The sequence below is a fragment of the Streptosporangium album genome, from assembly GCF_014203795.1.
In the GTDB taxonomy this organism is placed as follows: domain Bacteria; phylum Actinomycetota; class Actinomycetes; order Streptosporangiales; family Streptosporangiaceae; genus Streptosporangium; species Streptosporangium album.
This window is the reverse complement of the sequence record NZ_JACHJU010000005.1, coordinates 382,994-397,297: the sequence shown is the minus strand read 5'-3', so window position 1 is coordinate 397,297 and position 14,304 is coordinate 382,994. Positions and strand designations below refer to the sequence as shown.

The 14,304-nt window shown below is 68.9% G+C and carries 13 protein-coding genes; 10 read left to right on the top strand and 3 right to left on the bottom strand.

From position 1 onward, the window contains the following. Window positions 1-206 precede the first annotated feature (206 nt). From FHR32_RS38305 to FHR32_RS38295, 3 genes are all read left to right on the top strand, one after another. The gene (locus FHR32_RS38305; RefSeq protein ID WP_184759348.1) at window positions 207-881 is read left to right on the top strand and encodes a hypothetical protein; all 675 of its coding nucleotides are present in this window, start codon (window positions 207-209) and stop codon (window positions 879-881) included. Between the two features lie 83 nt (window positions 882-964). Then, entirely contained in the window at window positions 965-3,184 is a 2,220-nt protein-coding gene (recD2, locus tag FHR32_RS38300; protein WP_184759347.1) for an SF1B family DNA helicase RecD2, read from the top strand. Between the two features lie 136 nt (window positions 3,185-3,320). Next, window positions 3,321-3,629: a hypothetical protein gene (locus FHR32_RS38295; RefSeq protein ID WP_184759346.1), complete on the top strand. Its 309-nt coding sequence runs from the start codon at window positions 3,321-3,323 to the stop codon at window positions 3,627-3,629. Window positions 3,630-4,400: 771 nt separating this feature from the next. Here the strand turns inward: FHR32_RS38295 and FHR32_RS38290 are convergent. Then, a complete protein-coding gene (locus tag FHR32_RS38290) occupies window positions 4,401-5,159 on the bottom strand; it encodes an endonuclease/exonuclease/phosphatase family protein (protein WP_184759345.1) in 759 nt (252 codons plus the stop codon). A 65-nt stretch (window positions 5,160-5,224) separates the two neighbouring features. Then, window positions 5,225-5,377: a hypothetical protein gene (locus FHR32_RS38285; RefSeq protein WP_184759344.1), complete on the bottom strand. Its 153-nt coding sequence runs from the start codon at window positions 5,375-5,377 to the stop codon at window positions 5,225-5,227. 169 nt (window positions 5,378-5,546) lie between these two features. On the opposite strand from FHR32_RS38285, the gene FHR32_RS38280 reads away from it, so the two are divergent. The 3 genes from FHR32_RS38280 (at window position 5,547) to FHR32_RS38270 (ending at window position 10,681) form a co-directional block, all read left to right on the top strand. After that, complete coding sequence (locus FHR32_RS38280; protein WP_184759343.1) at window positions 5,547-8,756, top strand: S8 family serine peptidase; 3,210 nt, start codon at window positions 5,547-5,549, stop codon at window positions 8,754-8,756. A 123-nt stretch (window positions 8,757-8,879) separates the two neighbouring features. Further along, complete coding sequence (locus tag FHR32_RS38275) at window positions 8,880-9,392, top strand: isocitrate lyase/phosphoenolpyruvate mutase family protein (protein WP_281391182.1); 513 nt, start codon at window positions 8,880-8,882, stop codon at window positions 9,390-9,392. Between the two features lie 119 nt (window positions 9,393-9,511). Beyond that, entirely contained in the window at window positions 9,512-10,681 is a 1,170-nt protein-coding gene (locus FHR32_RS38270; protein ID WP_184759342.1) for a L,D-transpeptidase, read from the top strand. Between the two features lie 136 nt (window positions 10,682-10,817). On the opposite strand, the gene FHR32_RS38265 is transcribed toward FHR32_RS38270, so the two are convergent. Beyond that, window positions 10,818-11,780, bottom strand: a complete 963-nt coding sequence (locus FHR32_RS38265) for a radical SAM protein (protein WP_184759341.1) — start codon at window positions 11,778-11,780, stop codon at window positions 10,818-10,820. 190 nt (window positions 11,781-11,970) lie between these two features. Between FHR32_RS38265 and FHR32_RS38260 the strand changes: the two genes are divergently transcribed. The 4 genes from FHR32_RS38260 to FHR32_RS38245 all read left to right on the top strand — a co-directional run bounded on the left by FHR32_RS38260 (window position 11,971) and on the right by FHR32_RS38245 (window position 14,228). Further along, entirely contained in the window at window positions 11,971-12,297 is a 327-nt protein-coding gene (locus FHR32_RS38260) for a DMT family transporter (protein WP_184759340.1), read from the top strand. Window positions 12,298-12,402: 105 nt separating this feature from the next. Then, window positions 12,403-12,963: a GNAT family N-acetyltransferase gene (locus FHR32_RS38255; RefSeq protein WP_184759339.1), complete on the top strand. Its 561-nt coding sequence runs from the start codon at window positions 12,403-12,405 to the stop codon at window positions 12,961-12,963. Window positions 12,964-13,032: 69 nt separating this feature from the next. Continuing rightward, a complete protein-coding gene (locus FHR32_RS38250) occupies window positions 13,033-13,914 on the top strand; it encodes an aminotransferase class V-fold PLP-dependent enzyme (protein ID WP_184759338.1) in 882 nt (293 codons plus the stop codon). Then, complete coding sequence (locus FHR32_RS38245; protein WP_184759337.1) at window positions 13,911-14,228, top strand: DUF952 domain-containing protein; 318 nt, start codon at window positions 13,911-13,913, stop codon at window positions 14,226-14,228. Before FHR32_RS38250 ends, FHR32_RS38245 begins: the two co-directional genes overlap by 4 nt. The last annotated feature ends 76 nt before the right edge of the window (window positions 14,229-14,304 follow it).

Sequence of the window (14,304 nt, the reverse complement as noted above, 5' to 3'; positions counted from 1 at the left end):
AACCGGCATGCCGTTCCGCTGACCGGCGACGGTCTCTCCTCGCTGCAACCGGGCTGAAAAAGCACCGTTGGTCATGGGTGGTCTGCCATGAACGGCGCGCAGGACAGCGATTTCCCGGAAGGGAAACCCCCTCGCGGCGATTCATCCGGCTATTCCACCATCACCCGGCGTCGGGCCTCGGTGAGACCCACAAGGAGGGCAGTCCGGTGCGTAAGCGCTACCCCATCGTGACGAGCACAGGCGTCGTGGCGTTGGCCCTGACCGCCTCCTGCGCAGGCGACCCCGCCGACCTGGCCAACGCCCCCACCGTGAGCCCGAAGACGGCCACCGGCCGAGACGACGCCACCCCTGAGGGCTTCAAGCGGATCGGCGGCCCCGCCAACGGGCTCACCGTCGCACTTCCCCGATCCTGGATCGCACTCGACCTGACCAGGGACGACCTCGAAGGGGGCCTGAAACGCAGCGGCCTGACGGGGCGGGCGCTGGAACAGGCCAGGCAGAGTCTGCAGCCGCTGGTGATCAACAAGGCCGTCTGGGCCTTCGACCCCGGCTCCCGGCAGACCTCACCGAGCAAATTCACCACCAACCTCAACGGCTACTGCCAGCCCAGCGCCACCACCTCCGCCCAGGAGCTGATCAGCGCGGCCGGCAAGGAACTGGAGCAGCTCAACGCCAAGGTCACCCAGACCTCCACCCCGCAGATCAGCGGCATCAAGGCGGCCCGGCTGGTCTACAGCTTCCCCGCCGGCGGCCTGCAGATCAAGGGCACCCAGTTCTACCTGCCCGCCCCGGGAAAGACCTGCACCCTCACCCTCAGCACCGACCAGGACGGCAAGCAGCGGCTGTTCGACCAGATCGGCGAGACCACCCGCCTGCCGTGACCTCTGAAGACCTCGCGGGCGATCGGCGGGCAAACCGGGGGAGACCGCGAGAAGGCGGCGCCGCGCTGCGGCACAATACTCCAATGACCACCCCTGCGGCAGAGCATCCCCCCGGCACCGTGCTGGAGGCCGTACTCGAACGCATCACCTACGCCAACGAGGAGACCGGCTACACCATCGCCAGGGTCGCCACCGAACGCTCCGGCAACGACCTGCTGACCGTGGTCGGGCCGCTGCTGGGCGCCCAGCCCGGCGAGTCGCTGCGCCTGAGGGGACGGTGGACCTCGCATCCGAGGTACGGCAAGCAGTTCGAGGTGTGGTCGTACGCCACCGTGCTACCGGCCACCGTCCAGGGCATCCAGCGCTACCTCGGCTCGGGGCTGATCAAGGGCATCGGGCCGAAAATGGCCGAGCGGATCGTCGACCACTTCGGCGCCGACACCCTCCAGATCATCGAGACCACCCCCGAACGGCTGGTGGAGGTCGCCGGGCTCGGCCCCAAACGGACCAAGATGATCGGCATCGCCTGGGAGGAACAGAAGATCATCAAAGAGGTGATGATCTTCCTGCAAGGGGTCGGCGTGTCCACCTCGATCGCGGTGCGGATCTTCAAACAGTACGGCGACGCCTCCATCACGGTCGTCAAAAGCGAGCCCTACCGGCTGGCCGACGACGTGTGGGGCATCGGCTTCAAGACCGCCGACACCATCGCCCAGGCCGTGGGCATCCCGCACGACAGCCCCGAGCGCGTCAAGGCGGGCCTGCGCTACACCCTGTCGCAGGCCGCCGACGACGGCCACTGCTACCTTCCCTCGCCCAACCTCGTCGGCGACGCGGTGAAGATCCTCCAGGTGCCGGCCGAGCTGACCGTCCAGTGCCTGGAAGAGCTCGTCGCGGAGGAGGGCGTGGTCCGCGAGGAGGTCCCCACCGGAGAGAACACCGTCCCGGCGGTCTACCTGGTCCCCTTCCACCGCGCCGAACTGTCGCTGGCGGGCTCACTACGCGCCCTGCTGGCCTCCGGCCACGACCGGCTGGGCGCCTTCACCTCCGTCGACTGGGACACCGCCCTGACCTGGCTCCACCGGCAGACCAGCGCCGAACTCGCCCCCGAACAGGCCCACGCCGTACAGCTGGCACTGTGTGAGAAGGTCGCGGTGCTGACCGGCGGCCCCGGCTGCGGCAAGAGCTTCACCGTCCGCTCCATCGTCACCCTGGCACGCGCCAAGAAAGCCAAGGTGATCTTGGCTGCTCCCACCGGCCGGGCGGCCAAAAGGCTCGCGGAGCTGACCGGCCACGAGGCGACCACCGTGCACCGGCTGCTGCAGCTACGCCCCGGCGGGGATGCAACCTTCGACCGCGACAATCCCCTGGACGCCGACCTGGTGGTGGTCGACGAGGCCTCAATGCTGGACCTGCTGCTGGCCAACAAACTGGTCAAGGCCATCGCACCGGGCACGCACCTGCTGTTCGTGGGCGACGTCGACCAACTGCCGTCGGTCGGCGCGGGAGAGGTGCTGCGGGATCTGCTGGCCGCCGAGGAGGAGATCCCCCGGGTGCGGCTGACCCACATCTTCCGCCAGGCACAGGAGTCGGGCGTGGTCACCAACGCCCACCGGGTCAACACCGGCCTGATGCCGGCGCTCGAGGGCATGAACGACTTCTTCCTGTTCCCCTGCGAGGAGCCCGAAGAGATCGCGGCACTGACCGTGGACGTGGTGGCCAACCGGATCCCGCGCAAGTTCGGCCTCAACCCGCGCCGCGACGTGCAGGTGCTCGCGCCGATGCACCGGGGCGCGGCGGGGGCCGGCAACCTCAACACCACGCTGCAGGAGGCGCTGACCCCCACGCGGGAGGGCATGCCCGAGCGCCGCTACGGCGGCCGGACCTTCCGGGTCGGCGACAAGGTCACCCAGCTGCGCAACAACTACGACAAGGGTGCGGCCGGGGTGTTCAACGGGACCGTGGGCGTGGTGGTCGACATCAAACCCGACGACCACAAGCTGACCGTGCTGACGGATGAGGACGAAAACGTCGAGTACGCCTTCGACGAACTGGACGAACTGGCCCACGCCTACGCGGTGTCCATCCACCGCTCCCAGGGCAGCGAGTACCCGGCCGTCGTCATCCCGCTGGCCACCAGCGCGTGGATGATGCTGCAGCGCAACCTCCTCTACACCGCGATCACCCGCGCCAAGGGGCTCGTCGTCATCGTCGGCTCACGCCGGGCGCTGGCCCAGGCGGTGCGCACCCGCGGCGCCGGGCGGCGCCACACCAGCCTCACCCACCGGCTGCGCTCCCCATAAGCCCGCCGCGACCCCTGGGAGTCCCACGGCGCCCCGGGACGGGCCGCCGTCCAACCCGGTGCGCTCCCGCAGCGCGTTCACAGCCCGCAGCACGTTTCGCCGAGCACCCAAACGTCCCGCCTCTGGCGTGGCGGACATGACTCCACCACCGCCGGTCGTCAGCCGCCACCACGAGGTCCACGCGCTGCCGGCCGATCCGCGCCTCACCGTCATCTCGGCGCCCCGCCCGCCCTTCACCCTGACCGTGGCCTGGCTACGCGGCGCGGTCGGCCGCTTCACCGACGGTCCCGCGCACGCCGAGCGCCGGGCCGCGGCGGTGCGGATACTGGCCGGACTGGACACGCGGGCCTTGCGCAAGGAGGCGTTCCGGCAGGCGTCGGCACGCCCGCAGGAGGAGGTCGCGCTGGCGCTGGCGGCCGGGGTGGTCCAGGCGGTGCGGCGATGACGTTCGAGCGCTTCACGACGACGTTCTGCAACGCGAGAGACGCCGATCAAGAGGGCTTTTCCGAGGCTTGGATGCCGACTTCCCACAGCTCGGGACGCGCCGGTCGGGCTTAGCGTTCAATCCTGCGGAAATAGTCCCAGCACCCCTTCCCAGGGGCAAGCGTCGCCTCGCCCCTGGGAAGCAAGCCTCAGTTCCGTACCACCTACGCTTAGAACGGCCCGATGTCGGTGCGGCGCTGGGTGTGACGTGGAAGTCGTATTTATTCCTCTTGCTTGTCGCCTTATGGGTGGCGATAGACATGTCCGGCTGAGGCCAGGTGCAGCCAACGCCGGGTGAGGATCACGGAAGCGGGGGAAGAGCGAAGGCTGTGGTGCCCTGCCCCCGAGGAGACCCGCATGCTGGCGGAAGTAGCTGACTGGATCGTCGACCAGTACGAACAACTCCAGACGTGGGCCGACAACCGGTTCGACGACGATCCCACGAAGTCCTGGGGGGCGCGGCTGGCCTGGGTGCTGTACGGGGCCGGTACGGTCGCGATGGTCTACAGCGCCAGCCCGGCCGGCGGGCAGCTGCTCGCCACAGGCATCGCTGTCCTGTACTGGGCTGTCGGTATTCGCTTTCCAGGGGATCGGCCGTCGCCCCATGGTGCATGTCCACTCCGCCCCCGACGTCACGACCCCGCTGCAGGGCCCTCCACTCGGGTCGGCGTCACCAGGGGCAAAGTAGCTGTGAGTGATCGGACGGGATCTCGTCAACCGCTCTCGAGCGAACTCAGCGGGTCATCCTCATGATGATCGGCCTGTGGTCGGACAGGGTGGTCGACAGTACGGAGCCGCTGGTGGTGGTGACTCCCCTCGTGTAGATGTAGTCGATGCGGGCGTTACCGTGGGTGGGCTTGTTCGCGTACTTGGCGCCGGTGTCCACCCAGCCCGCGCTCACGAACCGCTTCGACAACGCGTCCGTGGGCTCGGCGTTGAAGTCGCCGGTGAGGATCAGCTGGGATCTGGAGCCGAAGTAGTCCAGCACCTTTGCGGCCTGAGCCTCACGGCGGCTGACCGAGGTCTGCGACAAGCCGGGGGACAGGTGGGTGCTGAACACCGTGATCGTCGAAGTGCCGCCGAGGGCGAGCTTCGCCCCGGCCATGGAGCGGTTGACAGGGCAGGTGGTGAAGTTGGTGAGCGGGAGCGTCACGCGTTCGACGATCGTGAACGAGGACAGGATCGCGTTGCCCGCCTTGCCGGGTTGCGGGTCGTCGCAGGGGCCGACGTTGTCGCCCGCGCCGAAGTGGGCGTTGGCGGTGATGTCCCAGCCGAGCTCATCGGCCAGTTGTTTCACCTGGTCGGCGTTCGGCCTGCGGTGGATCTCCTGGAGTGTGACGATGTTGGCGCCGCTGTCGCGGATCACCTTGGCGATGGCCTTCATGTCGGCGCTCTCGCCGCGGATGTTCCAGTCGAGGACGACGAGCTGCGTCGCGGCCTGGGCAGTGGCGGGGCTGGCGGAGGCGACGGCGAGCACGACCGCTGTAACCATATAAATCACTCTTGTCACACGCATGCCCAGAGATCTTACGGATATCGTGACCGCCCGGATAGGTCTCAGTAGCCGTCGAGGGCTTGGTAGGGCTCCTCGTCCTCGTCACCCTGGTCCGCGTCAGGGCGACCTCCCTCAAGGGCAAGCTCGTCGAACGCTCCGAGCAGACACCGGCTGGCGAGGAAGCACCCGTAGCCGCCTAAAACATCTTGATCCACAAGTCTTGACGATTGCTCTCCAGGCTGTGCCCGAAGGTTCTTAAGGAAGCTCTGACCTGCATATCCGTTGGATTTTTCGCCAGTACTACCGGGACCCCCTGTAACCCGATCGATCTCACTGCCCAAAGACAACAGGACGCAAATCCTTTCTTCGGACTGAGAGGTACGCATGAGCTTAGGCAGTGGGCTGCTGGCCGCGATCCTGGCCGGAACGGTCGGGGTCGCGGCTGTTCAGGAGCCGGATTCCCCGCCCGAGGCGGGCGCCGCACCGACAGGACAAATCACTCAGGGAGCGCGAGAAGCGGCACCACAGGCGGGCAGCGTGACCCTGGTGACCGGCGACCGTGTCATCGTCACAGGCAAGAGCTACCGAGTGGAACCGGGGTCGGGCAGGCAGGTGCGCTACGCCACGCAGCACCGCGACGGCCATCTCCTCGTCTTCCCCTCCGACGCGATGCCACTGGTGGCCGAGGGCGTGCTGGACGAGCGGCTGTTCGACGTCACCCAGCTCCTGGAGTGGCGGTACGGCGACGCGGACCGGCCTGACATCCCGATGATCACCCAGTCGGCCCAGGGGCTCGCGCCCGCGCCGCGAGCCGCGCGGCAGACTCGGCCACTGGCCCATCTCGGCATGACGGCCCTGCGCGTTCCCAAGGCCGACGCCGGCGAGACCTGGAAGGACTTGATCGGTGGCCCCCGGACCCTGGCGGCGGGCAAGACCAGGCTCTGGCTCGACGGGCGCCGCTCGTTCGCCCTCGACGAGAGCGTCAAGCAGATCGGCGCCTCAGAGGCGTGGAAGCAGGGCTTGACCGGCAAGGGTGTCACGGTGGCCGTGCTCGACAGCGGCTACGACGCCGACCATCCGGACCTGAAGGACGTGGTCACCCAGGCACGGAACTTCAGCGACACCCCCGACATGCGGGACGACCTCGGCCACGGCACGCACGTCGCCTCGATCATCGCGGGTGCCGGGGAGAAGTACAGAGGTGTGGCACCGGATGCCAAGCTCGCCGTCGGAAAGGTGGGCGACGACAGTGGAATGACCGACTCCGCCGTGCTGGCGGGCATGGAGTGGGCCGCCGTCGAGGTCAAAGCCAAGATCATCAACATGAGCCTCGCCGGGCAGGACACCCCGGAACTGGATCCGCTGGAGCAGGCGGTGAACACGCTGTCCGCGCAGACCGGCGCGCTGTTCGTCACGGCGGCCGGCAACGCCGGTGACTTGGGCATGGTGGAAAGCCCGGCCAGCGCTGACGCGGCCCTGGCCGTCGGTGCCGTCGACAGGTCAGACCAGGTAGCCGAGTTCTCCGGTCGCGGCCCCCGGGTGGGCGACCACGCGATCAAGCCGGACATCACCGCCCCTGGCGTCGGCATCATGGCCGCGGCGGCCAAGGGCACCGCCGACGGCCCCTACGTCGCACACAGCGGCACCTCGATGGCCACTCCACACGTGGCGGGAGCCGCCGCGATCCTCGCCCAACGCCACCCCGACTGGACCGGTGAACGGCTCAAGGCGGCATTGATCGGCACCGCCAAGCCCACCGCGGACGCCACGCCGTACCAGCAGGGAGCCGGACGGGTGGACCTGGTCCGCGGGCTGGCACAGCCGGTCGTGGCCGTACCGGGCAACGTCTGGGCCGTCTTCCCGTGGCAGGACTCCGGCACGCGGGAGACGACCAGGACCATCACCTACACCAACTCCGGCGACGCCCCCGTCACCCTGGACCTCTCCACCGAGAGCGACGTGCTCACACTGTCGGCCGAGCGGCTGGAGGTGCCCGCCGGAGGGGACGCCTCGGTCACCCTCACGATCAACACCGATGGGAAGACGCCGGGGGACTACCCCGGAATCGTCTCGGCCAGGTCGGGCGACACCGTCATCCGGACTCTGGCCGGCGCGTACGTGGAACCGAAGTCCTCCGACGTGACCATCACCGTGATCGCCCGGGACGGCAAGCCTGCCACCGCCTACGGGCAGGTCTACAACCTTGAGACGGGCGGCCGGCAGAACCTGCCCTTCAGGAACGGAGTAGCCAAGGTCCGGCTGCCCGCGGGCCAGTGGAACCTGTACGCGGAACTGATGGAGCAGTCCTCGATCGGGCTCACGGCCGCGCACGTCCCGCTGAAGGTCGACGACGCCGACCGGGAAGTGGTGCTGGACGCGCGTCAGGGCAAGCAGGTCCGGTTCTCGCTGGACGAGCCGACCGCAGTGCCCGACCGCAGGATGGAGTTCAACCTGGCCAACGGGTCCTGGAGCTTCGGGTGGCTCGCCGACGCAGACCCCAATCGGGACTTCTTCATGCTTCCCGTGCGCCAGCCCGGGTTGAGGTACATGACCAGGAGCATCTGGTACAAGAAGGACGCCGTGCCCAGCCCGTACCGGTATGACCTTGTCGACTACCGAACCGGCGGTATCCCGGACGATCCCTCCTACACCGCGCGGACGAGTGATCTGGTGAAGGTGACCGCGACCTACCGGGCGTCCGGCACGGCCGCCAGGGGAGCGGCGGCCCTGGGCCCCCGCTTCCCCGGATCCGACTCGGCGTTCCTGGCTTCGACTCCCGCCTTCGATCTGCCCGGCACCATGACGCACTACCGCACTCCCGGATTCACCTGGGACACCCAGTTCAGGGCGGGCACCTACTCGGTGATCGGCATCGACCGGTACGAGGCGGGCAGGGCTCACCGTGAGGTGTGGAACGCCGCCGTGGCCGGACCGGCGTTCGCCACCTCCGGCGGCGCCCGTACCGGAAACGAGCTGGGCTTCTCCACCGGGCGGTTCTTCTCCGACGGTGTGGCCGGGCGGACCGGCACCGACGCCTCCGTCACCGGTACCGTCACCCTCGCGAAGAGCGGCGAGGTGATCGCCAGAGCCGACCTGGCCGACTGCGAGACCTGGCAGCTGAACACCTGTCTGACGGCGGAACTCCCGGCGGACGCCGCCACCTACACGCTCACCGCCGCGGCACGCAGACAGGGGCCGCACACGGCACTGTCCACCGCGGTGGACGCGGTCTGGACCTTCCGTTCGGCCAGTACGGCCAAGCCGCAACCGCTGCCCCTGATGGCGGTGCGCTACACACCGGCCGGCCTCGACGACTCCAACCGGGCCAAGCCGGGGTCCCTGACCCAGTTGCCCATCTGGATCGAGCGGAACCCCGGAGCGCCCAAGGCCACGGTGAAATCCGTCAAGCTGGAGGTCTCCTCCGACGACGGCGCGACCTGGCGTCCGGTCCCCGTGCTTCCCGCCCCGTCGGGGTGGACGGCACTGCTCGCGAACCCCGGCACGCCGGGATTCGTCTCGCTGCGCGCCACGGCGACGGATGCCGCCGGTGACCGCGTCACGCAGACGATCACACGCGCGTACGCCGTCGGCTGACCGCGCACAGGGCGGGGTCCCAGTAGCAACGACGCAGGAAACAACGGATATGCAGGTCAGCGGCCCACCTTCCAGCCAGGCTGTGCCCGAAGGTTCTTAAGGAAGCTCTGACCTGCATATCCGTTGGATTTCTCGCCGGTACTACCGGGACCCCGGCTGGCGGACACGGCCGAGCAGACAGCGCTGATCGGCATGATCAAAAACCGGGTGCCGGGGCTGTTCGCCAACGCGCGCACCGACCCGTTCTGGCTGGGCGAGCCCGACGCCCCGGCCACGGCTGTACGGCGGATCAAGACCTACGCCGACGCCGGGGCCGACGGGGTGTTCGCCCCCGGCGCGGCCGCCCAACGGGACCTGCAGGTGGCGGTACGGGGAAGTCTCGCAGCTCCTCGTGGAAAAATCGCAATCCCACCTCCACCGCCCGCCGGCCGCGCAGCCGCAGCACCTCGTCCGGCGCCTGCGCGGCGCCGCCGAGGCCACCAAAGCCGACAGCCCCGCCGGATTCGGTGTCGCCGACAGGTCGCGCTGTGGTCATCACCTGAGCCTTCCGTTGGGGACGGGCGCGCCGTGTGCGCCGAGCCGGTCCTCCCTGCTTCCCCCACTCTCGGTCGGCATGTTATTAACCCCGAGAAGTGACCTAAATGTGACCGAAGTCTCCTGAACTATACGCACTCCATACACGTCTCCTATTAGGGTTTTAAAGGCGGTTTGCCGTAGTGGGGGAGAGAGCTGTGCTGAACGTGAAGGGCCCAGGCATGAGGACGCCACTGGCGGGACTGGCGGTGGCCGCGGCCGCCGTACTGGCCACCTCCTGTTCCGGCGGAGCCGCCGCGACAGGTCCCGCCGGCGACGCGAGCGCCGGCGCCCAGAACACACCGGCCGCGCCGGTCATAAAGATCAGCCCCGCCGAAGGCGGTGCACTCGTGCGCCCGGACAAGAAGGTCGTCGTCACCGCGGCAGGCGGCCCACTGGAGCAGGTCACCGTGGAGAGCGGCGGCAAACCGCTGACCGGCGCCTTCGACAAGAACCGCACCAAATGGGTGTCGAAGACCCCACTGAAGCCCTCCAGCGAATACACCGTCTCGGCACGGGCGGTAGGCGGCACGACCGCCAGCAGCTCCTTCACCACGCTCAAGCCGGAGATCGAGTTCAAGGTGGCCGACGTCACCCCGGCGCTGAAGGGGGAGAAGGTCGGCGTGGGGGCGCCGATCATCGTCACCTTCAACCAGCCCGTCACCGCCAAAGCCGCCGTGGAGCAGGCACTGGAGGTGGAGTCGGAAAAACCCTCCCAGGGCGCATGGCGATGGATCAACGACACCACGGTGATCTACCGGACCGCCAAGTTCTGGCAGCCCCACCAGAAGGTGACCTTCACCGCCCACCTCACCGGCGTGCAGAGCGGCAAGGACACCTACGGGGTCGAGGACTTCACCAAGAGCATCCAGATCGGCGCCGCCCAGATCGCCACCGTCGACACCCGCAAGCACAAGATGATCGTCAAGCGGGACGGCAAGACCGTGCAGACCATGCTGATCAGCGCAGGCAACGCCAGCACCCGCGAATACACCACCACCAGCGGCGTGCACCTGGCCATGGGCAAGGCCAACCCCGAACGGATGATCTCCCCGGGACGCAAGAAAGGCGACCCGGGCTACTACGACCTGATGATCAACCACGCGGTACGCTTCTCCAACAGCGGCGAATACGTCCACGCGCTCAACAACGTATGGGCCCAAGGCCGCCAGAACGTCAGCCACGGCTGCGTCAACTCCCGCCCCGACCAGGCCAAGTGGTTCTACGACCAGGTCCAGCGCGGCGACGTCATCACCATCACCGGCACCAACCGGGAGATGGAGTGGAACAACGGCTGGGGCTTCTGGCAGATGTCGTTCAAGCAGTGGGAGAAGGGCAGCGCCCTGGCCTGAGGACCACCCGCCCTCTCCCGCAACCCCGCCAGGCCCCCACCACAACCGGACCTCCCCGAGCGACGGCACGAGGCGACCACCGCGGCCTCGGGGCAGCCCGTCAGCAGACAGGCCGCCCCGAGGGCCCCGCAGGCCCTCACAGCAACGTCAACTGCCGGTGCGCGGGAAGCGCCAGCGGCAAGGGCTGCTCCAGACGGGTCGGGCCCATCCCGTAACGGGCGGCCAACGCCAGAACCTGACCGGTGACGCCACGCACATAACCGGGATCGGCATCGGCCCCCCTGCCGTACAGCTCGCCATAGCGCGCCACCAACGCCGGATGACGCTCCTGCAGCCAGGCCAGATACCACTCCCGCGCCCCCGGCGGCAGACGCAGCACCCGCGGAGTGAGACTGACGGCCCCGGCGTCGGCGGCACGACGCACCGTGGCGGCAAGCTGATCGGGAGAATCGGTCAGCAACGGCAGGATCGGCGCCATCGCCACCCCGCACGGCACACCGTGCCCATTGAGCTCGGCCACCAGCTCCAGACGCTTTTGCGCACTCGGCGCACCGGGCTCCACCACACGGCGGACCTGATCGTCGACGAAGGCGATCGAGACCACCACCCCCGCACCCGGCGCGGCGGCCAGCAGCCCGGCATCACGCAGGATCAACGTGCTCTTGGTATGCACGGTGAACGGCGCCCCGGCCTCACGCAGGGCGGCCACGACACCGGGCATCAGCCGGTAGACGTCCTCGACCCCCTGATAACAGTCGCCGGCCCTGCCCACGGTGACAGGCTCGCCGTCCCACCGCACCGCCAGCTCCGCACGCAGCCGCCGCACGATGTTGGTACGCACCACGATCCGCGAGTCGAAGTCAACCCCCGCGTCCAGCCCCAGATAACGGTGAGCGCGCCGTACCGCGCAGTAACGGCAAGCCTGGGCACACCCCCGGTACGGGCTGACACTCCACCCCTGGGCGGCGGGCTCCAGCGCACTGCGTGCCTGAACCTCATAACAGGTCAACCCGCCATGCACCCGGACCACCGCGGCGCGCTCGATCCGCGGCCGGACCCGCGGCGGCCCGGCAAGCAGGGAAGGCGCGTCCCATCGCATGCCGATCAGTGGAACACGTTTTCGACATCACCCGCAAGTGGAACACGGACCGCACGGCTCAACGGACCGCACCCGCCCCCGCCCGCAACGGGCCGACGCCACACCGGCTCGCCGGCAGACCACCCGCAACTCCCGGAACACCCCACCCGCTAAATTAACCATTTTTGATCGGTTTTTTGGGGAGTGTGTCATGGCATGGCTGATCCTGGCAGGAGCGATCATCGCCGAGGTACTGGCGACCACCGCACTGAAACTGAGCGACGGCTTCACACACAAAGGCTGGGCACTGACCGTCGTGGCCGGCTACGCCGCCGCGTTCATCCTGCTGGCCCAGGCCCTGAAACTGCACCTGGAAGTGGGCACCGCCTACGCCGTATGGGCCGGCGCCGGCACCGCCGCGATCGCCGCGATCGGCGTACTGTTCCTGGGCGAGTCGCTCACCCCGGCCAAGCTCGCCGGAATCGCACTCATCATCGGCGGCGTGCTGGTGCTCAACCTGGCCGGCGGCACCCACTGAGCCGGCCCCGGCCCCTCCCCACCCGCGACCCGCGACCCGCGACAGCTGGGGGAGCCCCGCGAAAACGTGTGGCCACCACCCGCGCACCCCCCCTAATCTGTTCGGATGCTGAAACCCTCATACCCGATCCGCACCCAACGGCTCATTCTGCGCCCCTTCACCCACGACGATCTCACCGGCATGAACGCCATCCATTCGCTGCCCGAAGTGGCCCGATACCTGTACTGGGAGCCCCGCGACCCCGAGCAGGTCAGGCAGTCCCTCGAAAAGAAGATCACCCAGACGGCGCTGGAGGAGGAAGGCCAGGCCCTGGCCTTGGCGGTGGAACTGGAGGCCACCGGCGAACTGATCGGCGACGGGGTGCTGTTCTGGCACAGCGCCCTGCACCGCAGCGGCGAGATCGGCTACATATTCCACCCCGGCCACGGGGGTAAGGGTTATGCCACCGAAGCGGCCGAGGCCCTACTGGAGCTGGGCTTCGACGGCCTGGACCTACACCGCATCACCGGCCGCCTGGACGGCCGCAACCACGCCTCGGCCCGGCTGCTGGAACGCCTGGGAATGCGCCGCGAAGCCCACCTGGTGGAAAACGAGATCGTCAAAGGCGAATGGACCGACGAGGTGATCTACGCCATCCTGCAGCGGGAATGGCGCGCCCGCCACTGAAACCCGCCACTCGACCCGGCCGTTGAAATCGACCACCGAAACCGGCCACCGAGTGCGTACAGTACGGTCATGAACCTCGCCCGGGCCCAGACACTGTGGGACCCCGACCCCGGCTGGCTCAACACCGCCAGCTACGGACTACCGCCCCGACCGGCCTTCGACGACCTGCAACGCGCCCTGAGCGACTGGCGCGCGGGCCGCACCGACTGGACACCCTGGGACGCCGCCACCGACCGGGCCCGGGCCGCCTTCGCCACCCTCGTCGGCGTCGACACCCACGACGTCGCCGTGGGCGCCACCGTCTCCCAGATGCTCTCCCCTCTCGCCGCCGCCCTGCCCCCCGGCACCCGCGTCCTGGTCGCCGCCCCCGCCGACGACATCATCGCCGCCGCCCGCGCCCACGACGCCCTCACCGTGGTCGACGCCACCCAGGCCTGCGGCTGGCTTCCCGTCGACGCCACCCACGTCGACATGCTCGTCTGCGCCGCCTACAAATGGCTCATGGCGCCCCGCGGCGCCGCCTACGCCTACCTGTCACCCCGGGCACGAGAGCGGATGCGCCCCATCGCCGCCAACTGGTACGCCGGCGCCGACCCGGGCGGCTCCTACTACGGGCCACCACTACGCCTCGCCGAAGGAGCCCGCGCCTTCGACCTGTCCCCGGCCTGGTTCAGCCAGATCGGCGCCGCCGCCGCCCTCGACCTCCTCAACCAGATCGGCATCCCGGCCGTCCACGCCCACAACACCGCACTGGCCGACCGGTTCCTCACCGCCCTCGACCAGCCCCCCACCGGCAGCGCCATCGTCACCGTCGACGTACCCGGCGCCCACGAGCGGCTGCGGGCCGCCGGAATCCGCGCCGCCATACGGGCGGGAAAGGTCCGCGCCTCCTTCCACCTGTACACCACCGTCGACGACGTCGACCGCGCCACGGAGGCCCTCACCTCATGACCATCCTGCACCTGGCCCTGGCCGCCGACTGGGACACCGCCCAGACAGCGGGGGAGTACCGCATCTCCACCCTCGGCCGCACCATCGAACAAGAGGGCTTCATCCACGCCTGCGCCGACCACCACCAGCTCAACGGCGTCGTCCAGCGCTTCTACCGCAACGTCACCGACCCACTCGTGCTGCTGAGCATCGACCCCACCCGCCTGGACGTCCGCCTGGAGACCGGCGGCGACTCACCCGAGACCTTCCCCCACATCTACGGGCCGCTCCCGATCACCGCGGTCACCTCCGCAACCCCCTACACCCCCGCCTGACAGGTCACACCCCCGGCGGGGGAGCGGCAGAGCCGCCACCCCGCCGGGGAGGCGTCACCGACCCCGCCTCCCCTCA